Source organism: Paraburkholderia rhizosphaerae, from assembly GCF_004366595.1.
Lineage (GTDB): Bacteria > Pseudomonadota > Gammaproteobacteria > Burkholderiales > Burkholderiaceae > Paraburkholderia > Paraburkholderia rhizosphaerae.
In genome coordinates this window covers 1-26,658 of record NZ_SORE01000026.1, presented here as the reverse complement: position 1 = coordinate 26,658, position 26,658 = coordinate 1, and the positions used below count along the sequence as shown (strand labels likewise).

General features: G+C 58.7%; 25 protein-coding genes and 1 pseudogene. 14 read left to right on the top strand and 12 right to left on the bottom strand.

Features of this window, described 5'->3' with window-relative positions; all coding sequences use genetic code 11:
• Positions 1–14: 14 nt before the first annotated feature.
• The 10 genes from tssK to tssH all read right to left on the bottom strand — a co-directional run bounded on the left by tssK (position 15) and on the right by tssH (position 9,329).
• Positions 15–1,361, bottom strand: a complete 1,347-nt coding sequence (gene tssK, locus BX592_RS26990; RefSeq protein WP_134196347.1) for a type VI secretion system baseplate subunit TssK — start codon at positions 1,359–1,361, stop codon at positions 15–17.
• 12 nt (positions 1,362–1,373) lie between these two features.
• A complete protein-coding gene (gene tssJ, locus BX592_RS26985; RefSeq protein WP_134196346.1) occupies positions 1,374–1,886 on the bottom strand; it encodes a type VI secretion system lipoprotein TssJ in 513 nt (170 codons plus the stop codon).
• A gap of 88 nt (positions 1,887–1,974) precedes the next feature.
• The gene (locus BX592_RS26980) at positions 1,975–2,457 is read right to left on the bottom strand and encodes an Hcp family type VI secretion system effector (protein WP_134196345.1); all 483 of its coding nucleotides are present in this window, start codon (positions 2,455–2,457) and stop codon (positions 1,975–1,977) included.
• Positions 2,458–2,468: 11 nt separating this feature from the next.
• Positions 2,469–2,987 carry a DUF3828 domain-containing protein gene (locus BX592_RS26975; protein WP_134196344.1) on the bottom strand — a complete coding sequence of 173 codons (519 nt, stop codon included), beginning with the start codon at positions 2,985–2,987 and terminating at the stop codon, positions 2,469–2,471.
• Complete coding sequence (locus tag BX592_RS26970; RefSeq protein WP_134196343.1) at positions 2,984–3,382, bottom strand: hypothetical protein; 399 nt, start codon at positions 3,380–3,382, stop codon at positions 2,984–2,986. Before BX592_RS26970 ends, BX592_RS26975 begins: the two co-directional genes overlap by 4 nt.
• Before the next feature lie 207 nt (positions 3,383–3,589).
• A complete protein-coding gene (locus BX592_RS26965) occupies positions 3,590–3,958 on the bottom strand; it encodes an STY0301 family protein (RefSeq protein WP_134196342.1) in 369 nt (122 codons plus the stop codon).
• A gap of 53 nt (positions 3,959–4,011) precedes the next feature.
• Entirely contained in the window at positions 4,012–4,407 is a 396-nt protein-coding gene (locus tag BX592_RS26960; protein ID WP_134196341.1) for a BPSL0067 family protein, read from the bottom strand.
• A gap of 94 nt (positions 4,408–4,501) precedes the next feature.
• Positions 4,502–5,995 carry a type VI secretion system contractile sheath large subunit gene (gene tssC / locus BX592_RS26955; RefSeq protein WP_134196340.1) on the bottom strand — a complete coding sequence of 498 codons (1,494 nt, stop codon included), beginning with the start codon at positions 5,993–5,995 and terminating at the stop codon, positions 4,502–4,504.
• 61 nt (positions 5,996–6,056) lie between these two features.
• A complete protein-coding gene (tssB, locus tag BX592_RS26950; RefSeq protein WP_134196339.1) occupies positions 6,057–6,602 on the bottom strand; it encodes a type VI secretion system contractile sheath small subunit in 546 nt (181 codons plus the stop codon).
• Between the two features lie 36 nt (positions 6,603–6,638).
• Positions 6,639–9,329 carry a type VI secretion system ATPase TssH gene (gene tssH / locus BX592_RS26945; RefSeq protein WP_134196338.1) on the bottom strand — a complete coding sequence of 897 codons (2,691 nt, stop codon included), beginning with the start codon at positions 9,327–9,329 and terminating at the stop codon, positions 6,639–6,641.
• A 750-nt stretch (positions 9,330–10,079) separates the two neighbouring features.
• Between tssH and BX592_RS34030 the strand changes: the two genes are divergently transcribed.
• From BX592_RS34030 to BX592_RS26890, 12 genes are all read left to right on the top strand, one after another.
• Positions 10,080–10,499: a TagK domain-containing protein gene (locus BX592_RS34030; protein WP_166676479.1), complete on the top strand. Its 420-nt coding sequence runs from the start codon at positions 10,080–10,082 to the stop codon at positions 10,497–10,499.
• 181 nt (positions 10,500–10,680) lie between these two features.
• Positions 10,681–11,178, top strand: a complete 498-nt coding sequence (gene tssE, locus BX592_RS26935; RefSeq protein ID WP_243849751.1) for a type VI secretion system baseplate subunit TssE — start codon at positions 10,681–10,683, stop codon at positions 11,176–11,178.
• Positions 11,179–11,193: 15 nt separating this feature from the next.
• Positions 11,194–13,083 carry a type VI secretion system baseplate subunit TssF gene (tssF, locus tag BX592_RS26930; RefSeq protein WP_134196335.1) on the top strand — a complete coding sequence of 630 codons (1,890 nt, stop codon included), beginning with the start codon at positions 11,194–11,196 and terminating at the stop codon, positions 13,081–13,083.
• Complete coding sequence (tssG, locus tag BX592_RS26925; protein ID WP_134196334.1) at positions 13,083–14,180, top strand: type VI secretion system baseplate subunit TssG; 1,098 nt, start codon at positions 13,083–13,085, stop codon at positions 14,178–14,180. Before tssF ends, tssG begins: the two co-directional genes overlap by 1 nt.
• A 68-nt stretch (positions 14,181–14,248) precedes the next feature.
• Entirely contained in the window at positions 14,249–15,280 is a 1,032-nt protein-coding gene (gene tssA, locus BX592_RS26920) for a type VI secretion system protein TssA (RefSeq protein WP_377681594.1), read from the top strand.
• Between the two features lie 6 nt (positions 15,281–15,286).
• Positions 15,287–15,787: a glycoside hydrolase family protein gene (locus BX592_RS26915; RefSeq protein WP_134196332.1), complete on the top strand. Its 501-nt coding sequence runs from the start codon at positions 15,287–15,289 to the stop codon at positions 15,785–15,787.
• On the top strand, positions 15,784–16,203 hold the full coding sequence (locus tag BX592_RS26910) for a lysozyme inhibitor LprI family protein (protein WP_134196331.1): 420 nt from the start codon (positions 15,784–15,786) through the stop codon (positions 16,201–16,203). The genes BX592_RS26915 and BX592_RS26910 overlap by 4 nt, the downstream gene beginning before the upstream one ends.
• 52 nt (positions 16,204–16,255) lie before the next feature.
• A complete protein-coding gene (locus BX592_RS26905) occupies positions 16,256–18,484 on the top strand; it encodes a type VI secretion system Vgr family protein (RefSeq protein WP_134196330.1) in 2,229 nt (742 codons plus the stop codon).
• Positions 18,485–18,505: 21 nt separating this feature from the next.
• The gene (locus BX592_RS34930; RefSeq protein WP_279589209.1) at positions 18,506–18,628 is read left to right on the top strand and encodes a hypothetical protein; all 123 of its coding nucleotides are present in this window, start codon (positions 18,506–18,508) and stop codon (positions 18,626–18,628) included.
• Between the two features lie 47 nt (positions 18,629–18,675).
• A complete protein-coding gene (locus tag BX592_RS26900; RefSeq protein WP_134196329.1) occupies positions 18,676–20,226 on the top strand; it encodes a hypothetical protein in 1,551 nt (516 codons plus the stop codon).
• Between the two features lie 79 nt (positions 20,227–20,305).
• Complete coding sequence (locus tag BX592_RS26895) at positions 20,306–24,652, top strand: RHS repeat-associated core domain-containing protein (RefSeq protein WP_134196328.1); 4,347 nt, start codon at positions 20,306–20,308, stop codon at positions 24,650–24,652.
• Positions 24,653–24,658: 6 nt separating this feature from the next.
• Positions 24,659–25,105, top strand: a complete 447-nt coding sequence (locus BX592_RS26890; protein ID WP_134196327.1) for an SMI1/KNR4 family protein — start codon at positions 24,659–24,661, stop codon at positions 25,103–25,105.
• 39 nt (positions 25,106–25,144) lie between these two features.
• Here the strand turns inward: BX592_RS26890 and BX592_RS34925 are convergent, their stop codons facing one another.
• Positions 25,145–25,246: a SymE family type I addiction module toxin gene (locus tag BX592_RS34925; protein WP_134196408.1), complete on the bottom strand. Its 102-nt coding sequence runs from the start codon at positions 25,244–25,246 to the stop codon at positions 25,145–25,147.
• A 112-nt stretch (positions 25,247–25,358) separates the two neighbouring features.
• On the opposite strand from BX592_RS34925, the gene BX592_RS26880 reads away from it, so the two are divergent.
• Together BX592_RS26880 and BX592_RS26875 are read left to right on the top strand one after the other, a co-directional pair.
• Complete coding sequence (locus BX592_RS26880; protein ID WP_134196326.1) at positions 25,359–25,910, top strand: RHS repeat-associated core domain-containing protein; 552 nt, start codon at positions 25,359–25,361, stop codon at positions 25,908–25,910.
• Entirely contained in the window at positions 25,888–26,226 is a 339-nt protein-coding gene (locus BX592_RS26875; protein WP_134196325.1) for a hypothetical protein, read from the top strand. Before BX592_RS26880 ends, BX592_RS26875 begins: the two co-directional genes overlap by 23 nt.
• 131 nt (positions 26,227–26,357) lie before the next feature.
• On the opposite strand, the pseudogene BX592_RS35290 reads toward BX592_RS26875, so the two are convergent.
• Positions 26,358–26,459: pseudogene (locus tag BX592_RS35290) on the bottom strand (SymE family type I addiction module toxin); the annotation flags it as partial.
• Between the last annotated feature and the right edge of the window lie 199 nt (positions 26,460–26,658).

Below are 26,658 nucleotides of genomic sequence, written 5' to 3'. Positions count from 1 at the left end.
GCCTTCGCGCGTACTTATCCCCGCACGCCCCACAATTCCAGCTTCAGTCCGGGGAAATCCCCCGCGACATGCAGTGCGATGCCGCCATGCTGTGTGACCGTTTCCCATAACGGCCCCGAACGCGACAACTCGTAATAGACGTAGCCCGCATTGAATGGGATCTGTCGAGGCGGCACTGGCAGCGGCTGAAGCACGATGCCAGGCAAATGCGACCGTATGAGATCGGGCAACCGTTCGGACGGCCCTAGCTTGGCCTGGGCTGCGAACTGCTGGACCAGCGTGTCCGGCGGCAGCTGGGCGGCAACGGCCAGAACCAGCGCATCGAAGCCGCGGATTTCTGCCGGATCCGCGACCGCGTTGTGCATGCCGTAGCCGGCGTCGTCGAATGCGATGCTCTGCGCGCTGCGTATCAGCACCGCGTTGAGCAACCAGTGCGTATCGTCGACGACGGGTCTCAGACAAACGTGTGGTTCGATGTGCTGATAGGGCGGATGACTGTCGAGTGGGCGGCGCGTTCGCGGCCTCACGTAGGTCGACAGTTCGCCTGCCATGCTGATCAACAACGCGTACAGGTCGGCGGGGGACGTCGTCGGCACGCGTCGCAGATGCTGCAGCAGCGGTTCATATCGATTGAGCGTCTGGAGCAGCAGATAGTCGGAGACCTCGGCCACCGTGCCGGCCTGGCCATCTCCGCCGGTCAGCCGTTTCGCCAGTGCCTGCGCGCGCAGCCGCGTGAGTTCATGCACCTTGGCGAGCCAACTCGTCAGCAGCGCGCTTGCGCCATATCCGCTGACGGGAGGAATCAGCGTGTCGTCCAGTTCGATGCTTCCATCGGCACGCAGTGTCTTGACTCGAACCAGCGGCAGCCCGATCCACGCATCGGCCATCTCTTTCTGTGGCAACAGTCTGACGCGTAGATTCGACAACTGCACGGTCTTGGGTCCTTGCCCGATCGAATTCGTATCGCGCAACTCGGTGTCGAACACCGCATAGCGCGCCAACGAATGAGAGGAGTCGTCGAAGGTGGTTTCCTCGGTATTCGGCATGCGAACCGGGACGGCCAGATGGATCACCTGTTCGAGATGTTCGGGCCGGATGGTCAGCGGCGCGGGAGGCGGGGTCGTGCCCGGACTATCGAACGGTGTGCCGTCCGCGAATACACCGCTGGCGGATTTGACGATCACCTTGCCGAGCGATAGCGCTTCGTTGTCGATTGCATAATGAGAAAACCCGAAGAAGAACGGGGATAGAGGCACCGCGCGTTTGTGCGCAAAGTATTCGAAGTAGCGTTCCTGTTGCTGAAAAAGTTGCGGGCGCAGAAAGAGCCCTTCGCTCCAGGTAACCTTGTTATGCCAGCTCATGCGTGTGGTCCATCACGGGTTGGGTTGCTGTGCGTCCGTGATCCGGATCGCGTTGGTATCGATGGTGATCGTCAGTTGCAGCTTCGGCGCACGGCGATACCAGGCGGCCGGCGGCGCAGGCGTCAGCGTCCAGGTGGCGCGCCAGACGGAGTTCGGCAGGTCGCGATAGGCGGCGATCACGCCCAGCGTAGTCGTCGCCGGATCGGCATTGCGCTGGATCGTCCTGTTGTTACCGGGACGCAACTGGAACTGGTCGCGTGCGACAAGGTCGTCGCCGAGCACCGTTTTGTCCTTGTCCTGCAGCGAGAAGAAATCGGACGATGTGAACGCGTCCTCGTTCTTGAGTTCATAGACTCGTACGACGATCGGCGCGGCACGTTGCTGGTCATCCGGGTTGACGGTGGATGCGGCCTTCACCGTCAGCGTGAGCCTGACGGGTTCATGGGCGGCTTTCGGATCATGGCTCGCGCACCCCGCGAACGGCAGCGCGAAAACGAAGACAACGACGTGGATGAGCGAGCGCATCGGCAGTGAACAGGCGAAAGTGAGACGTCGAACGTGATGCTTTGAAAAGGCCCGGCGGCCCCGCCCCGGACCTTTCCGGGCTGGACGCCTAAGCTTCCTTGTTGAGCTTGATGTCGTAGCCCGCCGTGACAGCGCCACCGCTGCCGCCTTGCGCGTTCTGCACGACGTATTCCTGCTTGACCTTCGCGAACGACAGCCGCACTTGTTCACGGATGCCGTTATCGCCATTGCTCCCCGACGGCTGAACCTGCGTGACGATCACATCGCTCATCGTGATCTTCAGGTATTCGAGCGGGTTCCCGCCGGCCTTGCGGACGGTCAGCACGGCCTGATCGACATGCTTGCCGGTCAGGCAGTACTTCATCAGGTTCGGGCTCGCTCGATCGACCAGATGCTCGAACGCCAGATCGTCGACGGTCGCCTTGCCGGCACCGCCTCCCGAACCCATGTGCATGTTCGATTGTTGAGAGATGTGCCAGCCCCAACTCCTGACCTCGATTTCATTCTTGTGAGCGGAATCCTGCGATTCGCCGTCAATGCCGTTGATCTTGATGAAAATGTCCTGTGCCATCCTTTGGCTCCTTAGTGTGAAAACGTACTGCCTTGCTTACGGACTGGACCGCCGTATTCCCTGATTTCCTGCGTCAGCGCCTCGCGCAGGCTACGTGCGTCGTTCGCGCTGCTGACGTCGTCGATGCGCCAGCGCCCGTTGTGCCACACAAGGCTTAGCATTACCTGCTGCGCGGCACCGTAGTTACTGAATGACACGTCCGCGTCAGCGCGGGACTTCGTGCGCATGTGAACTTTGACGAGCGTGTCCTTGATGTCGAAGTCCTGGCACTGGCACAGCGGGTCCATGTCGAGATAACCCGCTTCGCCTCGCATGACTTGCTGATCCTTCCGGATGAGCGCGAGGAGCGACGGCGATGCGATTGCGTCGCGTCCGCTGGTACGCAGGTCAGTTGGATTGCCGTCGAGGGTGTAGCCGCCATAGAGCTGCTCGACAAAGTGCTGCGCCGAGGCGGCGCTCTGTGCGAACGCGACCGGCGCGACGGCACACAGCCACGCGAGCAGCATGAATTGGGCGATGCGCGCGCTCATGGCTGTGCTCCTCGCCAGCGATACACTTTGAACGGCGGTTTGTGCGTCCGGTATCCGGGGCCGCTCCACATATCGGTTTGCCGAAAATCGGACACCCACTGCTGGCCTGTGTACATCGTCACATGGCCGGCCGGATTGCCGCCCGCGTAAGGCTGAATGACGGCGACATCGCCACGCGCGGGGAGTATCTGCTCGGCGGGCGAGAGCTCGACAAAGCCCTGCTCGATCAGCAGTGACCCATAGTTCTTTGCATCTCGACGTGCAGGCACAGCTGGGATGTCGATGCCGCCAGCATGTAGCGCTAGCCGGACATGGGTTGCGCACGCTTGATTCGATGTGGCGAATGCGTGACCATTCAGCCAGTCGGCGGCGGTTGCGTCGTCAAAATCACTCATATGGGGTTCTTTCTCCTGACTTCGTTTCGATCGTCCGACTTTCCTGCGCGATCCAGTGACTGCACCGTGGCTTGTGCTCCATGATGTTGAACGTCGCTCGCGATCGTCGCGGGAGTCAGGGTTTGTGAAAAAACCGGCGGCGTAACGACAAAGAGAGCGAGCGCGTAGTAGAGGTATCGGCTCATTGCACGATCAACTTTCAAAAGACTAGATACAACTCACCGAGCGGACAATGCTGCCCGGCCCCGTCACGACACGACAGGTTGTGAAGGTCTTGGGCAATGGCCGCGAAAACATGATTCCGGTGTCCAGATACCGGCACGCGAGCCACACCCGCGTGCTGCCCGATCCCAAGTCCCATGTCGAAGTATTTTCTCGGCCCGTCTGTTCGTCATGCGTAGGGGCAATACTCATGCGATCTTTGGGGTCGCCGTCAAAGAACGTGACGCCGGCCAGAAAATGGTCCGATATACCGTGTTCGACACGCCAACCTTCCGGCGCTGGCTGATTCAGTGACTCGTTGACGGCAATGGATGGCGGACATGGCAGGTCTTCGGCGTAGGCATTGCAGGTCATGCACAATGCCAGCGGCAAACCGGGGCTGAGGACGAGTCGCGAAATATATCGAGTCACCATTCGATCACCGGGAATTCACTTCCATCGTTACTCAAGCCAGAATGGCGCGGCTTCCACGGAATCGTACGAATGAGCACTTTGCCTTGACCTCGCCATTGGTCGACAACCTCAATGCCATCTTCCGACTGTCCGAGATAGATGGCCGCATGCATACCTGTACTGCCATGTTGCGGATACTGACCGTCGACGAAGGTCGCAATGGCACTTCCCGTGGGAATGAGGTCGGCGTTTCCTTGTGGGATGCGTATGACTTTGTCACCTTCGCGCCATCTGATAGTTCGCGGGGCATCTAACGTTTGCTGAATGAACTCGACGCACTCCGCGTTACCGTTGCCGTTGAGGTAGCTACGCCCGCTATAGAACCTCGCACCTTGCAAAACATGCGGCATTATTGGTAATCCTTATCGAAATGTTCGTCGAACTTCATATCGTGAACGAGTACCCGATGGGTATCCGGGCACCCGTCCATCCGCGCGACCCGAATTACGTCGCTTCCTTCACCGACGGCAGCCGCGCAACCAGCCGCAGCGACACCGTCAGCCCTTCAAGCTGGAAGTGCGGGCGCAGGAAAAACTTCGCCTGGTAATAGCCGGGATTGCCTTCGACTTCCTCGACCACCACCTCGGCGGCAGCGAGCGGACGCCGCGCTTTCGTCTCCTGTGACGAGTTCGCCGGGTCCGCGTCCACGTAGTGCATGATCCATTCGTTGAGCCAGCGCTGCATGTCTTCGCGTTCGCGGAACGTGCCGATCTTGTCGCGCACGATGCACTTAAGGTAATGCGCGAAACGGGAGCAGGCGAACAGGTACGGTAGACGCGCGGACAGACTCGCGTTCGCGGTCGCGTCCGGATCGTGATATTCAGCGGGTTTTTGTAACGACTGCGCGCCGATGAAGGTCGCGTGATCCGTGTTCTTGCGATGGATCAGCGGAATAAAACCGCTCTTCGACAGTTCGGCTTCGCGCCGATCGGAGATGGCGATTTCCGTCGGGCACTTCATGTCGACGCCGCCGTCGTCGGTCGGAAAGGTGTGGCACGGCAGATTCTCGACCGTGCCGCCCGATTCGACGCCACGGATCAGCGAGCACCATCCGTACAGCTTGAACGAGCGGTTGATGTTGACACCCATCGCGTAAGCGGCATTGGCCCATGCGTAATTGCGATGGTCCGAGCCCTGCGTGTCTTCCTCGAAATCGAACTCGTCGACCGGGTTCGTTTGCGCGCCGTATGGCAGACGCGACAGGAAGCGCGGCATCGCGAGGCCGATGTAGCGTGCGTCCTCGGTGCTGCGCACCGAATTCCACGGCGCGTACTCCAGGTTCTGCGCAAAGATCTTGGTCAGGTCGCGCGGGTTCGCGAGTTCTTGCCACGATTCCATTTGCAGAACCGACGGCGACGCGCCCGAGATGAACGGCGTATGCGCGGCGGCGGCGATCTTCGCGATCGAGCCGAGCAGGTCGACATCCGGCGGCGTGTGATCGAAGTAATAGTCGGCGACGAGGCAACCATACGGTTCGCCGCCAAGCTGGCCGTACTCTTCTTCATAAATCTGTTTGAACAGCGGGCTCTGATCCCACGCGAGCCCCTTGTAGCGCTTCATCGAGCGGCGCAGTTCTTCCTTGGAAACGTCCATGAAACGGATCTTCAGGCGCTCGTCGGTTTCGGTATTCGACACCAGATGATGCAGTCCGCGCCACGCGGACTCCAGTTTCTGGAAGTCCTTATGGTGAAGAATCAGATTGATCTGTTCCGACAGCTTGTGGTCGATTTGCGCAATGATGGCTTCGATGCTCTTGTACGCATCGTCGTTGATTGTGATCGACTGCTGGAGCGCCTGCTCGGCAAGCGTTTGCACCGCGAATTCGACGGCCTCCCGCGCCGCCTCGGTCTTGGGGCGAAATTCCTGCGCGAGCAGTTGCGAAAAGTCGTCTGGCGCGTGTTGTGTCACGCTGGATGCCTGTACCTGCTGGGTTGCCATGATCTTCCTCTGTAAGCCTGAACGTGAACCGAATGGAACGTTTTATTGCGAATCTTTGCGCTCAGTTAAGGGAAGCGGGGTGGTCGTTATCGCCGGTTTCGCTCGACGCGCGCGGCTTGGGAGCCGCGACAAGCGATTTGAGCAGTGCTGGGTCGGCGAGCAGAGTATTGACCAGTGCTTCGGCACCGGACTTGCCGTCCATGTAGGTCTGCAGATTCGCGAGCTGGGTGCGTGCATCGAGCAGTTGACGCAGCGAATCCACCTTGCTGGCGACAGCTGCCGGTGAAAAGTCCTCGATGCTCTCGAATGTCATATCGACCAATAGCTGGCCATCGCCTGTGAGCGTGTTCGGTACGGCAAACGCGACACGTGGTTTGGTCGCTTTCATGCGCTCGTCGAAGTTGTCGATATCGATATCGAGGAAGCGCCGGTCCGCCACCGCGGGGAGCGGCTCGACGGGTTGTCCGGACAAGTCCGCAAGGACGCCCATCACGAACGGCAGTTCGACTTTCTTTTCCGAACCGTAAATTTCGACGTCGTACTCGATCTGCACGCGTGGTGCGCGGTTTCGCGCGATGAACTTCTGCGAACTGTTTGAAGCGGACATAGGGGACTCCGTGAGCGAGGGAAGAGGGCGGGAGCGTTATGAGGGCTCGCCGCAAGAAATAGCGAATGGGGTTTGTGCAGTTGAGAACACGATCGCCGCAGCGGGTGTCGCATGGCTATCGACCACGTCGACGCCGATGTGCGATAGCGTGCTCTTCGATGAAAACGCGTCGAGCCACAGCGCCGACAACCTCGGCAGGATGTGCTGGTCGATAAATCCGATCAGCACGCGCGCGCCGGTTTCTCGCACAAGACAACGCATGACGATGTAGTCGACGAGGCGGTCCGAGTAAGAGAGCGCGATACGATGACTGTCCGACATGCGCCGCACGACGCGATTGAGGTGCAGCCGGACGATATTCACCAGCGACGCGTGAGCCAACGGCCGGAATGGCACGAGTGTGACCCTTCCGAGGAAAGCCGCCGGGAAGGTCGTTAGCAGCTCGGGTGCCAGCGCATCACGCAAAGCGTCCTGATCCGGAGCGACGGTTGCGTCCGCGCACAGGCTCGCGATCCGTTCGGAACCTGCGTTACTTGTCAGCAGGATTGTCGTATTGCGAAAGTCGATGTAACGGCCGTCGCCGTCCTCCATATAGCCTTTGTCGAACACCTGGAAAAACATCTCGTGCACGTCGCGATGGGCTTTCTCGATCTCATCGAGCAGCACCACCGAATAGGGGCTTCGCCGCACGGCTTCGGTCAGCACACCACCCTCGCCATAGCCGACATAGCCAGGCGGCGCGCCCTTCAGGCCGGAAACGGTATGTGCTTCCTGATACTCGCTCATGTTGATCGTGATCAGGTTGTGCTCGCCGCCGTAAAGCGCTTCGGCAAGCGCGAGCGCGGTTTCGGTCTTGCCGACGCCCGACGGACCCGCCAGCAGGAAGACGCCTGATGGCTTGCCAGGATCGGCCAATCCCGCGCGCGCGGTCTGTACGCGTTCGCTGATCTGGCGTAGCGCATCGCTCTGTCCGATCACGCGCATCGCTAACGTGGCCGGCAGTGCGCGTACCGCGGCAATTTCGTCGGTCACCATGAGGCCGACGGGAATGCCCGTCCAGTCGCAGACAATCTCGGCGACGATGGCTTCATCGACTTCGGAAAAGACGAGGGGCGTTTCGCCTTGCAGTGCGCGCAGGTTGCGTTCGTGCTCGCGCAGCTCGCGACGCGTGTCGTGGTGGGCGCTGTCGTCTGTACGTGCTGCTTCGCGCGCGTCAGACAAAGCCTTCGCAGCGGCGGCCTGGTTTTGCCAGCGCGTTTCGGTCGTCATCTCTTCGGCGACGAGGGTGCCGATGCGAGCCTGCGCTGCCTCCAGCGCCTTGTCTGCGTCGAGCCCGATCCGGTGTTCCTGTTCGAGCAGATCGCGTTCGACGCGTGCTGCGTGAAGTCGCTGGCGCACGGCCTGCAGTTCTCGAGGCGGGGCATGTTGCGACAAGGCCACGCGCGCGCACGCCGTATCGAGCAGGCCGATTGCCTTATCGGGCAGCTGCCGAGAAGGGAGGTAGCGATACGATAGCTTGACGGCTGCGCGGATCGCCTCATCGCGGATAATCACACCGTGATGTTTCGACAGCGCATGGGCCACGCTTCGGACCATATCGATCGCGGCCGGCTCAGCGGGTTCGGGAATCTGCAGTACCTGAAAACGTCGTGTGAGCGCGGGATCTTTTTCGATGTGTCGCTTGTACTCGGACCACGTCGTTGCGCCAATCATGCGTACCGCGCCGCGCGCGAGTGCCGGCTTGAGCAGATTGGCGGCATCGCCCGTGCCGGCCTGTCCGCCCGCACCGACGAGCGTGTGGATTTCGTCAACGAACAGGATGACCGGCGATACCGACTTTAGCGCCGCTTCAAGCACGCCTTTGAGCCGCGACTCGAACTCGCCTTTCATGCTGGCACCGGCCAGCAGCGCGCCGACGTCGAGCGTCAGCAAACGGGCGGCTGCCAGCGCGGGCGGCACATCGCCTCGGGCAATGGCAAGTGCGAGTCCTTCGACAACCGCCGTCTTGCCGACGCCCGCCTCGCCGGTAAGAAGCGGATTGTGTTGACGCCGCCGCAGCAGGATATCGACCATCGTGCGGATTTCCGATTCGCGCCCGGTCACCGCGTCGATATCGCCGGCGCGTGCGAGAGCGGTCAGGTCCGTGCAGTACGTTTCGAGCGACGATGTTTTCGCAGCCGACGGGAATGCCCGCGACGCGTCACCGGGCACCGCTGCCGGGAAATCGCTGCTGTCGAAGGCCGCGTCCGACGATTCCGGCGAGCCGTCGATCCATGCGGCAAGCTGACCGTTCAGCGAATCGAGCGGAATCTTTTCGAAGGTGCGCGACGCGGAGAGCAGCACACGTCGCAATTCCGGTGTGCCGACGAGCGCCGACACTAACCACGCGCCGCGAATGCGACTGTCTCCGAATTCGAGCGTTGCCAGTACCCATGCGCGCTCGATTGCCAGTTCGATGTGATGCGAGAAGTCGGTGATCGAACTCGCGCCTGCGGGCAGCGTGTTCAACGTGTGGGCGAGGTCTTGTTCCAGCCTGTCGCGCTCGATACCCGCATGCCGGACGATGCGATGCAGGTCGCTGTCAGGCAACTGCATGAGTTGGTGCAGCCAGTGCACCAACTCCACGTAGGGGTTGCCACGCAATTTACAGAAGGCGGTGGCCGACTCGATGCTTCGGAAGAGCGTAGCCCCGAGCTTTCCGAATAGTGTCTGACGGGAAATCGACATAAATAAAATTCAGATATCTATTGTTTCTGACATCGATGTAGGAATTATCTGTAGGAGAACCGTATTCGTGTGTCGATTGAATGATCCGTGAATTATTGGGGTATTACTTCGCGTGAGTCAATGTGGTCTGTTGTGATGTGAATTGCAGTGGAATTTATTGTTTGATGAAAATTGTCGGATGCGGTCCGGCTGATTTAGGTGGATAGACGATGCGGTAAAGCATTGATATATATGGAGTATGCGGATTGCATGCAATGGAGAATTTAGGAGCACTCTCAACTCGGATCAAATTTGCGGTTCGTATATAAGAATTAACAAGAATGTTCTGTGGCAGTTTTTTTGACTTAAATCATTCATCTCGAATTTCTCTTCTAAAGTGGAATTTAGATGTAACGATTTATGGTGGACATGTATTACCGTGTTGTGCGTTAATCAATTGGTCGCTACATCGACTCGTAATCGTTCCTTTGCTCTGATAGATGAAAGGGGTGGTACTCAATGACTCTCCACGCGTGTCTCTCCGCGGTTTTACGCAAATCACCTTCCGTCGGGCGAACGGCCTCGCGATTCATGGAACCCGCCTGCATGTCGCACGAGCCATGTGAAGGCGCGAGCGAGTCGAAACGCGACAACGGTCCAACGCATGAAGGCGAAACCATTCTCGATCTGCTAGGACTATCTGCTGGCGAAGCGCGGTACGAAGCGGGTCGTGAGGCGGATAGCGCGCCGGTGCGAACCGGAGCAGATGATGTGCTCGCCGATCTCAGCAGGCAGTACTACCGCGCGCTCGATGCCCGCCAGGTTCCGACGGTGGAGTGGGTTGACGCAGGCGCGCCCGCGAGCGGCGTCCCGGCGCAGAAACTCAGTGACGAGTCTCGCGCCGGCGATGAAGCATTCGGATCGATCACCGGTTTGCTGTCCGACATCGAGAAGCTGGAAGAGGCATTTGGACCACTTCATGAAAGCGATCTGGAGTCCGTCGCCGAGCAAGACGAGATTTCGGAAATCCTGACACTTTTCGCCCCGCCGGAATATCAGGCGGCGGCTGCGCGGCGTATGGGAGCCGTGCCGCCTTTGCTCGCCCGCAGAGATCATCACGCGCTCGCTATCGACAGCCCGATGGTCGCGTTGAATGGCCATGCGAAAGCCGTTCCGCAACAGAGCGAGTGACCATGTACGTGATGCAAAACCTATCGCCAGCTGCGCAGCGTCATCGCGACTTCGCCATCCTCGAATTGGCTGGATGTGTGCCTGAGGCCGGGAGATACGCACGCACCGAAAGTCGTCATCCGTATGCGATCGGAGCATGCCTGTGAACCGCACCTTCCGCGACCTGACTGCTCCCGGCAGCATGCCACGCCGCGCGGAGCCACATCTACTGCCGACCCTGTTTGACCGCTTGCGGGACGATGCGCCCCACAAGCAAACGGAAGCTGCTCGCGAATACGCGGTGACGCGCGCACAGATGCGCGACATCATCCAGCGTGATCTCGCCTTTCTGCTCAACGCGACCAGCATCGAAGGCGCGATCGATCGGCAGCGTTATCCGCACGCGGCGGCATCGACGATCAACTTCGGCGTGCCGCCGCTCGCCGGTGCCTTCACAGCGTCGCGTCAATGGGCCGATATCGAAGTCGCGATCAAGCGCGCGATCCATGAATTCGAGCCGCGTCTGATTCCGGCGTCGGTGCGCGTCGTGCCTCTGACCGACGCCGGCAGCAAAGGTCACTACAACGAGCTGGCGTTCGAAATCCACGGCATGATCCGCATGGATCCCTATCCGCTCGAATTCCTCGTGCAAAGCTCACTCGATCTGGAGACGAGCCGGCTGAACACGAGCGCTCGTTAGGATAAGGACGCCCTGATGGATCCACGATTGCTCGACTACTACAACCAGGAGCTTCTGTACCTGCGTGAACGCGCCGGCGAGTTCGCGCAGATGCACCCGAAGATTGCGCGGCGCCTCGGCATGCAGGCCGGCGAGATCGCCGACCCCTACGTGGAGCGGCTGATCGAGTCATTCAGTTTGATGGCCGCGCGTATACAACTGAAACTCGATGCCGAGTTTCCCCGCTTCACCGGACGTCTGCTCGAGGTCGTCTATCCCAACTATGTGGCGCCGACGCCGTCGATGGCGGTGGCCCGCTTCTATCCGAGTCCTACGGAAGGCAATCTGGTCGAAGGTTTTTCGGTACCGCGCGACACGAGGCTGAAAAGCACGATTCCGCCCGGCGAACAGACTGCATGCGAATTCCGCACAAGCCAGAACGTCACGCTTTATCCGCTAGAGATTGTCGAGGCGCGGCTAACAGGTATTCCGCCGGATATCCCGATGCTCGACCGGTATGTACCGCCGCATGCCCAGGTGCGCGCTGCGTTGCGTTTGCGGCTACGCACGACGGGCGAAGCGGGCATTGCGTCGTTGCGCGAACTGGACCGTTTGCCGATCTACCTGGCCGGCGACGAACAGGTGGCCTCGCAACTGTTCGAACTGGTTCATGCGGCGGGCGTGGCAACAATCACCGGCGAACCAGGCGGATTCGCCGATACGGACCATCCGTTTTCCGCTGTCACGCGGGGCGCGATCGCGCACGAGGGATTGGGCATCGATCAGGGGCTGCTGCCGCTCGTATGGTCGAAGTTTCATGGTCACAACCTGTTGCACGAATACTTCGCCTGCCCGAGCCGATTCTATTTCTTTGCGCTGACTGGTCTGAAGGAGGGACTGCGCAAGGCGAAAGGCCGCGAGGCCGAAATCGTCGTGCTGCTCGATCAGTTTCCTGACCGGCTGACGGGGCTGGTCGACGCCTCGCGCTTCGCGTTGTTCTGCACGCCTGTGATCAACCTGTTCCCACGCGCGGTGGACAGGATTGAACTGAACGAGGCAAGCACCGAATTCCATCTTGTGCCCAAGCGTGTCGCGCCGCTCGATTACGAAGTCTATGCGGTGGATTCGCTGATCGCTCAGGTGGGGCGCGAGTCGGCGCGGCTCGAGTTCCGGCCGCTCTATCAAACGCTGAACAACGACGAAGGCAATCACGGACGATATTTCTCGTTGCGTCGCGAGCGTCGGTTGCTGTCCGATTCGGCGCGCCGTTACGGCACGCGTACGCCCTATATCGGCACCGAAGTATTCGTGTCGCTCGTCGATCAGCATGAAGCCCCGTATCGCGAAGGCATGCGCTATCTGTCAGTCGACGCGTGGCTGACCAACCGCGACTTGCCGAACCTGTTGCCGCGCGATGGCATGCGTGACCTGAACGCAGGTGAGTCGGTCCCGGTGACGGGAGTCGGCCTGATTCGCGCGCCGAGCACGCCGCGCGCGCCGTTTGCCGAACGCGAAAACGCGTGGCGCCTGATCCGGCAACTGAATTTCAACTATCTGCCGCTCGAAGAACTGGACCATCGGCCCGGCGGGCAAGGCGTTCGCGACATGCTTCGGCTGTTTCTGACGAGTGACGACACCGGGCCGCGGCGTCAGGTGGAAAGCCTGGTGGGTGTGAGAACAAAGCCGGTTGCGAGGAAACTACCCGGCGGCGGTCCGCTCGTGTTCGGGCGCGGTATCGAGTGCCAGCTGACGGTCGACGAGAGCGGGTTTTCAGGCGCGAGTCCCTATCTCTTCGGGCTGGTTCTCGAGCACTATCTGGCCCGGCACGTGTCGATCAATTCGTTCACGCAGACCGAACTCCATTCGATGCAACGCGGTCGCGTGGCGCGCTGGCCGGTGCGCATGGGCACGCGCGGGGTGGCCTGATGGAGCGCGCACCGTTCACTGCGATGCTGTGCGACGCGGCGCTCTCGGCGCAAACCGTCGAGCGTTTGCAGCGTGAGCCCTGGCGGTACGGCTTTTTTCCGCTGATGCGTCGCATTGGCGCGAATGCGCGTATCGATCCGATCGGTGCCGCGCGGCGTCCGCGCGCGGAGCCATTCCTGCTGGGACAAAAGCCCAGCCTCGCGTTCGCGCCACGCGAGATCGCCAGCGTCGGCGAGTCGAATGGGCGTCTTCATGTGCGACTCTTCGGGCTGGGCATGCTTGGGCCGAATGGTCCGCTGCCCATCCACATGACGGAAATCGCGCGAGAGCGGGAAGAGGGGCGGGGCGATCACACGCTAGTCGATTTTCTCGACATCTTTCACCACCGCTATCTGACGCTGTTGTATCGCGCGTGGGCCGGGGGGCAGGCCGCGGCCGGACTCGACCGGCCCGGCCCGGATGGCGAGCGGTTTTCGTTTTATATCGCGAGTCTGAGTGGCCAGGACACGCGAGAAATCGCGCGTCGGGCGTTGCCTGCGCATGCGCAACTGGCGGCGTCCGCGAACCTCGTGCGCGAGGCGCGCGATCCGGACGGATTGCGCATGACACTGGAACGCTATTTTGGCGTGCCGGTCGCGATCGACGAATACGTTTTCCACTGGATCGACGTCGAACCCGACGATCACAGCCACCTTGGCAATCCTGGCGCGGCCGCGACGATCGGCGACGGCGCGATGCTCGGCGAGCAGGCGCCTGATCGCCAGCATCGGTTCAGGATCGTGATTGGTCCGCTCGAGATGGACGCGTATCTGCGCTTCACGCCGCGTGGCGCGGATTTGCCGCGGCTGGTCGATTGGGTGCGAAGTTTTGTCGGCCGTGAATTCGAGTGGGAACTGGAGCTTCGAATCCGTGCAGAAAGCGCGCCACCTGCGGAGATCGGCGGTCCTCAGCAACTGGGCTGGTCGGGATGGCTCGGCCATTCGCGCAGCGGCGAGCCGATCACGGGCATGCGATTCGAACCGGAACGATATGTGGATCAGTTTTGTGAGGAACACGGACCCAATCAGTGCGACGCAACCCGCGAAGAGGCGAAATGAGTAGCGGCAAAAAGCAGCGCGCTTCGAATTCGTCGGCCAGATCCGCCACGCTGGTGGGGCACGACTGGATGACGCCTGTCAATGCAGCGTCGCCATGCGGTCCTGATCTTGAATACGATCCGGAATGGGTCGTGCTGACGGCGCGGGTGGTCGCGAAGACGGATGCGCAATATGGCGACTTCGTGGGTACACCGGAGCCGGTGAACTGGAGTGAGGTCGAGCGGGAGTGCCGGCGGCTGATGCTGCGGAGCAAGGACATGCGCGTTGCCGTGTTGTTCACGCGCTGTCGCACGCGGCTTGAAATGTCGAAGGGGCTGGCAGAAGGATTGCGCTTGCTGGCGGCTTGGCTGGATGCCTTTCCGGACACGATCCATCCGCAGCCGGGTGTCGACGACGATCAGGATGCGGCGCTCGAAATTCGCATGAATGCGTTGCAGGCGCTGACGGACACCGATGGCCTGATGTCGGACGTGCGCGAGATCGCGTTGACGCGTTCCACCATGGCGCGTTTGCAAGTGCGCGACGTTGAGCGGGCGTTTGCGCATCCGCGGCCGAACGATTCACTCGCGCCGGACTCGGTCACGCGACAGCTTGAGGATATTCGCGCGCAACAACCCGACACGCTGGCGGGCTTCGACGAAGCGCTAGCCAGCTTGGGGGCGATCGAGAACTGGTGCAAACAGCATCTGGGCGTCTATCAACCGGACCTTTCGGCGTTGAACCGATTGTTGCGGCGACTGACGGGCGATGGGCCGCGGAGCGTGCAGCCGTCGATCGATGCTCAGACCGGCCATGTGTCGTCCGTCAATGCTGTAGAAACCCGCATGCCGGACCAGGATGCGCCGCGCGAACTCGCTGAGGGTGCTTCACCACGAATGACTACCGGTCCCGTTGAGATTCGGTGCGAAGACGCGCCACGGGATCGCGATGACGCGCTCGGTTATATCCGTGACGCACGGCGCTGGTTCGAACTGCATGAACCTAGCAGCCCGATCCCTATTTTGCTACGCAGGGCAGAACAGTTCGTCGGTAAGGGATATGCCGATGCGGTGAGGGCCATTCCTGCGGAGTTGCTGATTCAATGGGAAAGCGAGGAGTGACCCACGATGCCGAACGAAACGATGCGAACCAGCACGGCGGGCCTGAGCGCGTTGCGGGCGCGCGAGGGCGCCATTCTTCACTACTACAACGACATCGCCAACAACTGCACATTCGGTGTGGGGGCGCTTGCGCATCATGGGCCCTGTACCGAAGAAGAGATGCGACGGCCAGTGAGCACAGCCGATGTCAATGCGCAACTGGCGGTGAGCGTGCGTAGTGCGGAAGCTGCTGTGCGCCGTCAGGTCAGCGCGCGGGAACTGACCCAGGATCAGTTCGATGCGCTGGTCAGCTACACCTTCAATACCGGGCCGACCGGCGCGCATCCTGCGCTTGCGGCGGCCAATGCGGGACTGGATGAGCAGGTCGTCGCGCATATGACGCGGAATGTGAATGTGCATCCCCGCGATGTGCATGGGAGAAGGTTGCGCGCAGTGCGTTCGGCGGGACTCGTTAACCGTCGCCGCGAAGAGGCAGCGCCATTCCGGATCGAGGCGCGAGCGGAATGAAAGCGCTGTTCTGTCTGTTGCTAAGCCTGGTCTGCGTGCCGTCGCTTGCAGCGTCGTCCGATCCTGTCGACGAAATCGCCAGACGCAGCGGGCTGCCGGCGAGCGAGGTGGGCGCGGTACTGGCGAACTGCGATGCGAGCCAGACCAGCATGACCTTTTGTGCGTGGCGCGATCAACTGATAGCCGAGCAGGATCTGCAGTCGGCGGTGTCGGGCCGGGAAACAGACTCCCCTGCGTGCAAAGCCCCTCTGGAGAAGCACGTTTCCAGATGGTCGAGGCAGCGCGATAGCACTTGTGAAAAACAGGCGCGGAAGGAATGGGGCACCGGATCGATGCGACAGGCGGCGCAGGCGAGCTGCGTAACGACCGAAACCAGAAGGATCATCGGGAAGGTGATGGCGTTCAATTGCCGCTGAACTGCCATGCCGTAGCGTTACGTTCATCCGAAAACGAAAGGATTGCTTCGATATGCAGATGTTCACAACGAATCGTACTGTGACGATGAGGGGCGCTGCCTTGCCGATGTCCGACGTTGGTGGGCCTTTGCTTGAACTGAAGACTATCGGCGGCGAAGAAGCGCTCTCGAAGATCTATACGTACACGCTCGCTTGCCGTACGCCGACCGACGTGCCAGCGGAAGAAGCAGCCAATCTTGATCTCAAGTCGATGATCGGCAAGGAGTTGACGGTCACGATCCAACTGGACGGGATGGGAACCTTCATGGCCGGGCTCGAGGGGATGGCGGGCGCGGCGAATAGGGGTGCGGGCACGCGGGAAATCAGCGGTGTGGTCGCAGAAGCGCGCTATCTGAATCAGACGGACCGGCAGAGCAACTACGAACTCTCATTGAAGCCATGGATATGGCTGGCCGATCAGCAGTCAGACTACCGGATATTTCAGCGCAAGACGGTGGTGGAAATTGTCGAAGACGTGCTCGGCAAGTACATGTACTCGTACGACATACGGCTGAGCCGGACGTATCCGGTGTTGGACTATCAGGTCCAGTATGGTGAGACGGATTTCTATTTTATCCAGCGCCTGATGGCGGAGCATGGGATTTACTGGTTCTTCGAGCATTCGAATACGTTTCATCGAATGGTGCTGGTGGATCACCTTGGCGCACATAAGCCGGTGGAAAGCGCGGCCTATCAGACGCTATGGTATTTCCCGCCGGGCCACAAGATCGATCAGGAATATATCAGTGCGTTCGACACGGGCGGCGCGCTTCAGTCAGGCCGGTGGATAACGAGTGACTATGACTTCAAGAAACCGAAGGCGGATCTGATCAGGCAGAACGAACTGCCTCAGGACACTTCGCATAACGATCTGGAGCGCTACGAATGGCCGGGTGACTACACCGATCCGTCGCATGGCGAGGACTTTGCGCGGTTGCGCATGGAGGAGGTCCGTGCGCATGGTGAACGTGCATCGGGCAGCGGCAATGTGCGCGATGTCGTGTGTGGCACGACTTTTCATCTTGACGGTTATCCGCGTCAGGCGGCGAATCAGGAATACCTGGTGATTAGCGCGTATTTCTCGGCGACGGAGGTTGGCGATTCGAGTGGCGCAGCGGAATACTCGATATTCAGCTCATTTGTCGTGCAGCCTGCGAAGACGGTCTTTCGTCCGACGCGCGATCACTTTGCGAAGCCGCGCACGAACGGGCCGCAGACGGCTATCGTGACGGGCCCGCCCGGGCAGGAGATCTGGACCGACCAGTATGGGCGGGTGAAACTTAGCTTTCGCTGGGATCGTTCGGGGGTAAAAGATCACAATTCGTCGTGCTGGATACGCGTGTCGTATCCGTGGGCGGGGGGAGGGTTCGGCGGAGTCAACATTCCGCGTGTCGGCACCGAAGTTATCGTGGACTTCGAGAACGGCGACCCGGACCGGCCGATCGTGGTCGGTCGTTTGTACAACGCAGAATCGATGCCGCCGTGGGCGTTGCCGGGGAATGCGACGCAGAGCGGGATATTGTCCAGGTCGATGAAGGGTGGCGCCGGAATGGAAAATGGACTGCGCATGGAAGACAAGCAGGGAGCGGAGGAGCTTTGGATACAGGCGCAGAAGGACATGAATACGACGGTGAAGAACAATGGATCGACTTCAGTCGGCAATAACAATTCATTGAAGGTGGCAGGCAATCACTCGGTGCGGGTGAAGGGGGATAGCAGTTCAGAGGTAACGGGAAATGAAGACTCAACTGTCACGGGCACGTATACACAGAAAGTTACCGGCGTCGTTAAGCAAACGTATGAAGCTGGGCAGACGCGCGACATTACCAGCGGGGGATATCGCGAGGACATTGTCGGAGACACAAAATCGAGTATCACGGGAAAGTGGGAACAGACGATTACGGCGGCATCCACAGAAAACCATGGGGCGGGCCGTACCGTCAATGTGACGGGATTGGATACCCACAATGTGAAAGGCGATGTCGAACATCGCGCTACGGGCCACCGGCACGTGAGCGCAAACGAAATGGCCCATTCGGCCGACACGACCTTATTGATGTTCGGCGAAGGTAAAGCCGATGTCAGATCCGCATCATTGGTCACATTGGGCGTCGGCGAGCGAGGGCAAGGACCTGGAATTTCCATCAACGCCGGAAAAATAGAACTCACCGCTCACGGTTCGACTATCACCATCGACCGGTCTGGCGTAAGCGTCAATGGCTCAAAAATATCATTGAACTGAGGCCTGCGGACGGTCCTTCTCATGAAACGTTTATCGATTCTCGCAATAAGCATCGTGATCGCGATCATCGTGGTGAACGCGTTGGGAGACGAATGGCGCAGCGAAGTTCGTGCTTTTCTGCGTGCAATGCGGCATGCGTTGTAGTGACACGTTACAGAACCCGATGACTGAGGCGCGAGCTCTATTGCACGATGAATTCCGTAGAAAAGAACCTTGGGCAACTGCGTGATCTGTGGATGCGGCACACGCAGAACGAGCACATCCGCGTGATGGTGTTGCGGATTGCGGATAACGCCGATCGCATGCTCGACGCGTTTTTCGCGTTGCAATCCGAATCTGGTGAATGGGATACGTCGGACCTGTTCATCCGCTTCGATCAACCATTCGATACCGGTTTTAGCTACAGCCGCGTGCTGGGCGATGCGCTGATCGAACAGTATCGACAGTCATTCGATGACGAGGATACCGAAGGAAATTGGCCTTTCAACAGGGTGGCTCGGTACGATAGTGCGGCGGGCTTTCTGCTCCTTCTTGGTGCCTTTGCCCGGCACCATCGTGAACAATTCCGCTACGTCGCGGCGGTGCTTCAACCGCATCCGATAAGCGCGAGCGGCGCCTGGGAAACATGGCTCGAAGCCGCCTTGCAGGCGCCCATCCCGGAATCTATCCGTTTAGTCATTGTTGATACCCAAAGCGATCGTCGCTGGCAGGCACTGGCCGACCGATTTCCGGATGAAGTACAGGTAATAGAAATATCGATGGACATGTTCGACATCATGCGCGAGACCGCGATGCACGCGGGCGGCGCAGCGGGATCTGTCGGCGCGTACCGTCAGATCATGGCCGACCTGATGGTTTTACTGACGCGAGGGTCGGCGCATGAAGTCCAGGAACGAGCCGGCAAAGCGATGCAAATCGCTCGACGCGAACAATGGCTGGACCAGGAGGCGGTGCTGCGATTGATGATCGCGGGCGCCCAGATCAAGGATGCGGACTTCGACAATGCCGTGGTGAGCTATCGGGACGCCCGTGATTGGGCGATACGGGCCAAAGAAAAGGAACTGCCGGGCGCGCAGAACCTCGTCGTTCAAACGTGGTTCGGGGAAGGTGGCGCGTGTCTCGCGGCGGGGAAGATGAAGGATGCAGCCCGCGCTTATCGAAGTGGCGCTGAGCAGGCACGGTGTGTGCCAGACCCGATGCTGGTCGTAGAGGGGTTCCGCATGGCGGGCTTTTGCTTCGCCAATGCGCGACTACCTGATGCCGCGAAAGAACACTATGTACTTGCAATTCGCGAGTCAGTGTCCATTCCAGTCGCACAGCGAGCCGCAACGACACTGCCGATCGTGATTCAGGATTTACTGCGTCATTACGATGCTCGACGCGTGAAAGAACTCGAGGCATGCGCAGGAGACTACGAGACTGACACGGCCAAGATACTTGACATGGCTGATAAGAAAGCATTGTGCCTGGGCGCGTTTCCATCCGCTCGTCAAGTCGAGGCCATTGAAGTGGCGATGGATCTTCAGCTCGAAGAGCGCTACATCGCTTGCCATAAAAAGCGTGAACGTTTGATTGCCGGCGGTGACGAGCGTTTTCGGGAGGTTGTCGGTACGGCACGCGAATTGTTGCATCCGCGCTGGAACGGATTACCGGAGATCAGACATCCGCTCGACAAAACGGAAGCTGAGATTGCGCGGTTACTGGAAAACGACGATCTGGATCAGACAGGCGCGCACGGTTAGACCGCAGTTCCCGCGCACGTAACGTCCGGAATATTTCGTGAGTGGCCGCGCCTCACGTTCAAATGAAGAAGGCTTGTCAATGAGTTCGGCAGATCAAACCGATCAGAAAGACACAGAACCGGAGTCCAATGGTTTCATGGCCGCAATGGACGGGGTGGCTAAGGCGACCGAAGCTGCGCAGGATGCCGCGCCTGCACTAGGACCCTCCATTAGCACGCCATCCGCGAAGCACTTCGATGTTCAACTCGGGATTGATATCCACACCTATGCGACACCTGTCCCTGGACCGCTGCCTACACCGCATATCGCGATGGTGTTCGACCCGTTTGACTACATTCCTGTGATAGGCGGAACGGTACATGTCAATGGTGTGAAGCGAGGAAATGCAGGGACTGGAGGCGTGGTTGCGCATGTGCCGTTTGGCGTGTGGGCGCCTCCTATCAGGGTGCCGGCGGGGCCGCAATTCGATAATGAAATCTTCATGGGCAGCAAGACCGTACTGGCCGATGGCGAGCCTTTTTCTCGTGCGACTATGCCTGTGCTTGATTGCAATGCGGTTGGCGTTGTTCCTCCGCTCAGGATCAGGAAGGTTAAAGTCAATCTATCGCCGGTATTGCCGACGGCGATGAATATCAGTACGCCTGGCGGCGTGACGGTTGGCGGGCCGTCCACAGTCAACATGACGGCGATGTTGATGAAAGGCGCGATGAGCGCCGTGGGGAAAGGGCTGAAGAAGCTGAGGAAGGTTGAGGGAGTTAGCACAAGACTTGAGAATTTGGGCAAAAGATTCAAGGAGATCAAGAAGAAAGCGTTCAAGGGGCTTCCTAACGGCTTCTTTAAATGCAAAGTGCTGAAGGCTGAGCCTGTCGATATCCGAGACGGCAGCGTGGACGTTGCACAGCAGGACTTCACAATCACCGGCAGGTTACCGCTTTCGTGGCCGCGACATTACGCTTCTCACCGTTGTGATGAGCCGGGTTTTTGCGGCCAGGGTTGGCGAACACCCGCCGATCTGCGTTTGGAAGTGGACGACGACGGTATTGTCGTTCTCTCGGGTCCGCATCTCGAGATTTTTTTTCCAAAGCTACCCGAAGCGCCCGGGATCGAGCATGCCGTCAAAGAGTGGCGTGATGGTGCACGCCTGTATCGGGTAGATGGCGCGCAAGGCGGCGCGCTACATGTTCGCGTGCGCAGCGAACTTTATATTTTCCCGGACACAGGCACACTACGCGCCCCTTATGTGAGTCAACGTCGCCGGCTCCGAATTGGTCGCATTCAGGATTTGTGTGGGAATGCATGGCATTTCGAATGGGAGGATGGCTACTTACGGCGCATCGTCGAAAGCGGAAGGGATGGTTTGCGAGGACGTGAACTGGATGTACAGTCGGCGCGCGATGGCGGGATCGCGTCGATTGCGCTGTACGATCCGATGACCCGGCAGACGCACCCGTTAGTCAGATACGTCTACGACGACGTAGGGAACTTGTTCTCCGCTAGCGACGCACTCGATGCCCCGCGCAGTTATCGCTATATCGGCCATTACTTGACGCGGCACACGGATCGCCTGGGTCAAGCCTTCTATTACGAATACGACCAAGCGTGGCGAGTCGTTCACGCATGGGGCGATGGCGGATTGCACGACTACCGGTTCATCTACCGTCCCGCGCTGAGGGAAACGGAGGTGATCGATTCGCGCGGCCACGTGTCGCTAATCCGATTCGACGAAGATAACTTGCCTGTCAGTGAAATCGATCCGTTGGGCGGCGTGACCACCTACCGATACGACGAGTGTGGGCATACCACGGAGATCATCGACCCGACCGGCTTGAGTACCCGGTTTGAATACGACGAAAACGGCAACGAGACCGCGGTGACATTGCCGGACGGCAGTTGCACGCGGGTTTCGTTCGATAGGGACTCGAATCCGTTGGTCATGACCGATGCGTGTGGCCGGTCGTGGAAACAGGAATGGGATACGCGTGGGTTACCGCTTTCTCAAGCCGATCCGCTTGGCGCGGTTTCCCGTTACACGTGGGACGAGCACGGGCAGTTGCGCGAGCATGTTAACGCACGTGGCGCGATGACGAAGCTGGCCTTCAATTGGCATGGCTATTTGTGCAGCGTGACCAATGCGCTGGGGCATGAAGAGAAGTTCGAACACGACGCACGCGGTTGTCTGCTGACGCGCACCAATGCCCTTGATCAGCGGAGCGCCTATGCGTACGACAGAAAGGGGCGCTTGCTGTGGGCGCGCAAGCCGGATGGCACCGGAGTCAACATTGAATATGACGCCGAGGACCACCCGATTGCGTATATCGATGAAGGCGGAGAGCACACGCGCCTGGAATATGCGGGCACGGGCAAGCTGACGGCTCTTCTGGGTGCGGACGGCAACCGTACGCGCTACGTGTATGACACCGAGGAACAGCTTGCAACGATAGTCAATCAGAACGGCGAGACATGGCGGCTCATACGCGATCCGTTAGGGCGGATCGTCGAAGAGATTGACTACTGGGGCCAATCGACGCGTTACCAGTACGACGCCAAAGGTTGCTTGCATACGCGCATCGATCCCCTGGGTCAGGTGATCGCTTACGAAACCGATCGGCTCGGACGCATCACGCGCAAGAGCTTGTCCGACCCGGATCGGCAGGGACAGCAGATTCACGAGTGTTTCCGATATGACGCGTCAGGCGCGCTCATCGAAATGAGTAATGCGCACCGGCGTGTGGTGCGACGTTTTGACGACGCGGGGCGACTCATTGAGGAGAAGCAGGACAGCTTCTCGGTGAACTATAGCTACGACGAGATCGGGCAGTGCGTCGAGCGTACGACTAGCGCGGGCAACCGGCTTGTGCAGGGTTTTGATCTGTTAGGCCAACTGGTGGGTGTGACGCTGAACGATCAAGCGCCCGTGATGATCGAGCGCGATGCGCTGGGTCGCGCGACCCGCGAGCAGCTGGGCGTGGGACTTGCGCGGGCGTTTCAGTACGATTCGATGGGCCGTTTGAGCGCGCAAAGCGTGATGCGCGACGAGGCGCCGGTGTTCAGCATGGGCTACCAGTATGACGCGGTGGGCAATCTGACGCGGCGTCGCGACAGTGAATGGGGCGTGGACGCGTATCGCTATGATCCGGTTGGCCGGCTGCTGGAACATATCGATCCCGCGGGCAAGATAAGCCGCTTCGTGACGGACGCGGCGGGCAATCATTTGCGTACGCGGATTCGCGAGCCGAAGCGGGAGGTCAGGCAAGACGACGATGCGCGCCTGGAGGCGTGGCGGAGGGAGGGGGAGCATGACGGGCGCCGATACGTATTCGATGCGGCGGGCAATCTGAGGATGCGTGAGCCGGTCGTGCCGGGTAAGGGTGAGCGCGCACTTTACCTGCGGTGGGATGCGAATCATCGCCTGATCGAATCGCGCTGCGGCGACCAGGTGACACGGTATGGATACGATGCCGCGGGGCGGCGTGCGTTCAAGCGTAACCCGGCGCACACGACATGGTTCTTCTGGGATGGCGATGCGCTGCTCGCGGAGGTCCGGCAGGACAATGATGCGGCCGACAGGCTTTGCGAGGGGCAGCGGACGTTGCGATATGGTGTAACGCCGCCGCCGAGTGTGGGGCGTGAGGCGCAACGGCTTTACCGTGAGGACGGGCGGGAGTATGTCTACTATCCCGGGACGTTTCATCCGTTTGCGGTGGTGGAAGGCGGGTGTAGAGGTAAAGCGGTCTATCATTACCATACCGATCCGAATGGATGTCCGGTGCGGTTGACGGATGGTCGTGGCGAGGTTGTTTGGGCTGCGGGGTATGACGGGTGGGGTGGGGTTGGGCGAGTGTATCGGGAGGGGGTGGAGCAGGCGATCCGGTTGCAGGGGCAGTATTTTGATCGGGAATCGGGGCTGCACTATAACCGCTACAGATACTTTGATCCCAACACAGGCAGTTTCATTAGTCAGGATCCGATTGGCCTCGCTGGAGGCACGAATCCGTATCAATTTGCACCAAATGTTCTTACCTGGGTTGACCCTTTGGGGTTGACCTGCGAAACAAAACTGCGCGCTGAAAATTACAGAGCTAGTGGTAATGTTGGTAAAAAAAGAAACATTGCAACATCAGACTTTGAAATAAACGGGAGAAAAGGAACGGCGGACGCACTTAGCGGAAGGAATACTAATGATGCTCCCTTTGTAAAAATTCCTGATTTGGAAAGCAGAAAATTCTCAACATTTGACGTTGGTCATAGTCGAGAATTCGATTCGGAAGTGAAGATTTTCGAGCACATAGCTAACGAATTTCCGACAACGGCGACAGGGAGAATCGACTTGTATTCCGAGCTTCCAATTTGTGACTCGTGTTCTAGTGTGATAAATCAGTTCAGAGAGATGTTTCCGGGAATTGAAGTAAATGTTCAGTGGGGGTAACGCAGAATGAATGCACTTGAATTTCAGCAGAAACTCGTTGATCTTACGAATGGCATGAAAGCGAAGGGGTTGAGAGTTAGTGGATGCGATGCGGATGAAATATCCGGCATTGAAAAGAAATATGGAGCATTGCCAAATTTATACAAGATTTTTTTGTCTCTCGTTGGCTCTGAAGCTGGTGATTTTAAGGTGGGGACTGACATATTAGCCAAGGATTTGGGTGATATAAATGAATGTACATTGGAATTGATGGAGGAAAACGGGGTTTCACCACCGGAAAATTTATTTGCATTTCTGTTGCATCAAGGGTATTCAGCGCTATTTTTTGTAGATCGCTACGCCGATGATCCTGACGTATTTTGCTATACAGAAGGAGAGGCAATAAAAAAAACCGAATACAAATTTAGTAGCTATATTGGCGACGAGATAGATATTTATGCGAAGCGCCAGTAAATACTTTTAAAGATAAAGCTTGCGAAATGCTCTTATTCCTCATTCGACGGTAATCACAAGCCTACCGTGCTCGACATTAACTCTCACGCGCTGCCCCTGCATGAACCCGGCCTCTTCAAGCCTTCGCCTGGTGAGCGGAATCCAAAGTGCAAAAAACTGCTGCCAGTTGCGAGGAAGCGGTCTTTTGCATTGTGTCTTTTGGTTTTAGGCGAGCGCGTTATTGACTGCCGCCTTCGTGGTCCGATGAGGGCGTTTGCTCTCTCTGTATAACCGGCACAGATACTTCGACCTCGCGACCGGAAGCTTCATCAGCCAGGATCCGATTGGGCTCATGGGCGGTATCAATCCATATCGGTACGCGCCGAACACTTTAAGATGGGCCGATCCTCTCGGACTGAACTGCGAAGAACTAGAAAATCAATTGCCCCATTTGCTTGAGCAGGAGTTGGCAACTGCTGAGCGGCTTGGCGTCAAGCCGATGGTTGCAAAGATTCATGATCCACAATTCGAGGCGCTGGTTAATTCTGGGTCAATAAAATATGTAGTAACTCCGGATGGGGTGCTTTTAGTCGGCCCTCACTCTGTGAACGGGGTGGAAATATCTCACGCTGCTTTGTCAGAAGGAAAGCCGGTGGTTGCCGCTGGACAAGCGGATATTGCAGGTGATGCTGCAAATGGCTTTTTTGGGCTGGATATCAATACACATAGCGGCCATTATATGAATGGGGCTAGTTCGGTCTTGAATGAAGTCGTTGCTAACATCGGAAAGGAGGGCTTCGAAAATGCTGGAATTATCGTCCCATAAAATTCTCAGTATAATTAAATTTAATGAAATATCTCATAAAAAGATAACTTGCGATAGCGTTATGGAAATTTTCGGGAAGGATGTGGTTAGAGTTGCGAGTAAAAAATATGGCTCGGGAAATACCATTGGGGGGTATGCTATTGCTCACTTGTTTTTGGTGATAAGCGGTCGTTGCTCGATAAAGTCTGGTGGGAAATCGATATCGCTACACGAAGGGTTGGCTACGTTGGTGGGTAATGGTTATTATGAAATGGAGACGCCGTCTGATTCCGGGTGTGATGTTATTGTTGCTTGGTTGAGGGATGGCTCTAAATGATGTGGGGAAAGGGGAAGTTGACGGCCGCTAAAAAATGGCCATCTTTTATGTTTATTCAGCGATGGTCGCAAACCGATTGGCCGAGTGATTGTTTAAGTTGGTTCAAATAGAAAGGCCGCTTCTGCGTTCTTTTATTCAGCGGTAGTCACAAGCTTTCCCTGCTCGACGTTAAAGCGAGCCGCAGTGCCGGTCTCGAATCCGGCCTTCCCGAGCCAGACACCGGCGATCCGGAGCGATGCAAACGGCGTATGTTTCGCTCAGGAGTGGGTGGGCTGGGGCGAGTAGCGGTCGCCGTAACGCCGGCGTCACCATGCGCGGCGTTCGGACTTGCCGCCCGGGACCTATCCGTGATTTCGTGGGCGAGGCATATCATGAGCGATAAAAATCATGGATATGCCAATGAAGAAGAAACGCACGGTGGCGTCTCAGGCA

Excerpts from the sequence above, each read along its gene's own strand:
- tssK (WP_134196347.1), bottom strand. The coding sequence starts at position 1,361 with ATGAGCTGGCATAACAAGGTTACCTGGAGCGAAGGGCTCTTTCTGCGC.
- tssJ (WP_134196346.1), bottom strand. The coding sequence starts at position 1,886 with ATGCGCTCGCTCATCCACGTCGTTGTCTTCGTTTTCGCGCTGCCGTTC.
- BX592_RS26980 (WP_134196345.1), bottom strand. The coding sequence starts at position 2,457 with ATGGCACAGGACATTTTCATCAAGATCAACGGCATTGACGGCGAATCG.
- BX592_RS26975 (WP_134196344.1), bottom strand. The coding sequence starts at position 2,987 with ATGAGCGCGCGCATCGCCCAATTCATGCTGCTCGCGTGGCTGTGTGCC.
- BX592_RS26970 (WP_134196343.1), bottom strand. The coding sequence starts at position 3,382 with ATGAGTGATTTTGACGACGCAACCGCCGCCGACTGGCTGAATGGTCAC.
- BX592_RS26965 (WP_134196342.1), bottom strand. The coding sequence starts at position 3,958 with ATGACCTGCAATGCCTACGCCGAAGACCTGCCATGTCCGCCATCCATT.
- BX592_RS26960 (WP_134196341.1), bottom strand. The coding sequence starts at position 4,407 with ATGCCGCATGTTTTGCAAGGTGCGAGGTTCTATAGCGGGCGTAGCTAC.
- tssC (WP_134196340.1), bottom strand. The coding sequence starts at position 5,995 with ATGGCAACCCAGCAGGTACAGGCATCCAGCGTGACACAACACGCGCCA.
- tssB (WP_134196339.1), bottom strand. The coding sequence starts at position 6,602 with ATGTCCGCTTCAAACAGTTCGCAGAAGTTCATCGCGCGAAACCGCGCA.
- tssH (WP_134196338.1), bottom strand. The coding sequence starts at position 9,329 with ATGTCGATTTCCCGTCAGACACTATTCGGAAAGCTCGGGGCTACGCTC.
- tssE (WP_243849751.1), top strand. The coding sequence starts at position 10,681 with ATGCCACGCCGCGCGGAGCCACATCTACTGCCGACCCTGTTTGACCGC.
- tssF (WP_134196335.1), top strand. The coding sequence starts at position 11,194 with ATGGATCCACGATTGCTCGACTACTACAACCAGGAGCTTCTGTACCTG.
- tssG (WP_134196334.1), top strand. The coding sequence starts at position 13,083 with ATGGAGCGCGCACCGTTCACTGCGATGCTGTGCGACGCGGCGCTCTCG.
- tssA (WP_377681594.1), top strand. The coding sequence starts at position 14,249 with ATGACGCCTGTCAATGCAGCGTCGCCATGCGGTCCTGATCTTGAATAC.
- BX592_RS26915 (WP_134196332.1), top strand. The coding sequence starts at position 15,287 with ATGCCGAACGAAACGATGCGAACCAGCACGGCGGGCCTGAGCGCGTTG.
- BX592_RS26910 (WP_134196331.1), top strand. The coding sequence starts at position 15,784 with ATGAAAGCGCTGTTCTGTCTGTTGCTAAGCCTGGTCTGCGTGCCGTCG.
- BX592_RS26905 (WP_134196330.1), top strand. The coding sequence starts at position 16,256 with ATGCAGATGTTCACAACGAATCGTACTGTGACGATGAGGGGCGCTGCC.
- BX592_RS34930 (WP_279589209.1), top strand. The coding sequence starts at position 18,506 with ATGAAACGTTTATCGATTCTCGCAATAAGCATCGTGATCGCGATCATC.
- BX592_RS26900 (WP_134196329.1), top strand. The coding sequence starts at position 18,676 with ATGAATTCCGTAGAAAAGAACCTTGGGCAACTGCGTGATCTGTGGATG.
- BX592_RS26895 (WP_134196328.1), top strand. The coding sequence starts at position 20,306 with ATGAGTTCGGCAGATCAAACCGATCAGAAAGACACAGAACCGGAGTCC.
- BX592_RS26890 (WP_134196327.1), top strand. The coding sequence starts at position 24,659 with ATGAATGCACTTGAATTTCAGCAGAAACTCGTTGATCTTACGAATGGC.
- BX592_RS26875 (WP_134196325.1), top strand. The coding sequence starts at position 25,888 with ATGCTGGAATTATCGTCCCATAAAATTCTCAGTATAATTAAATTTAAT.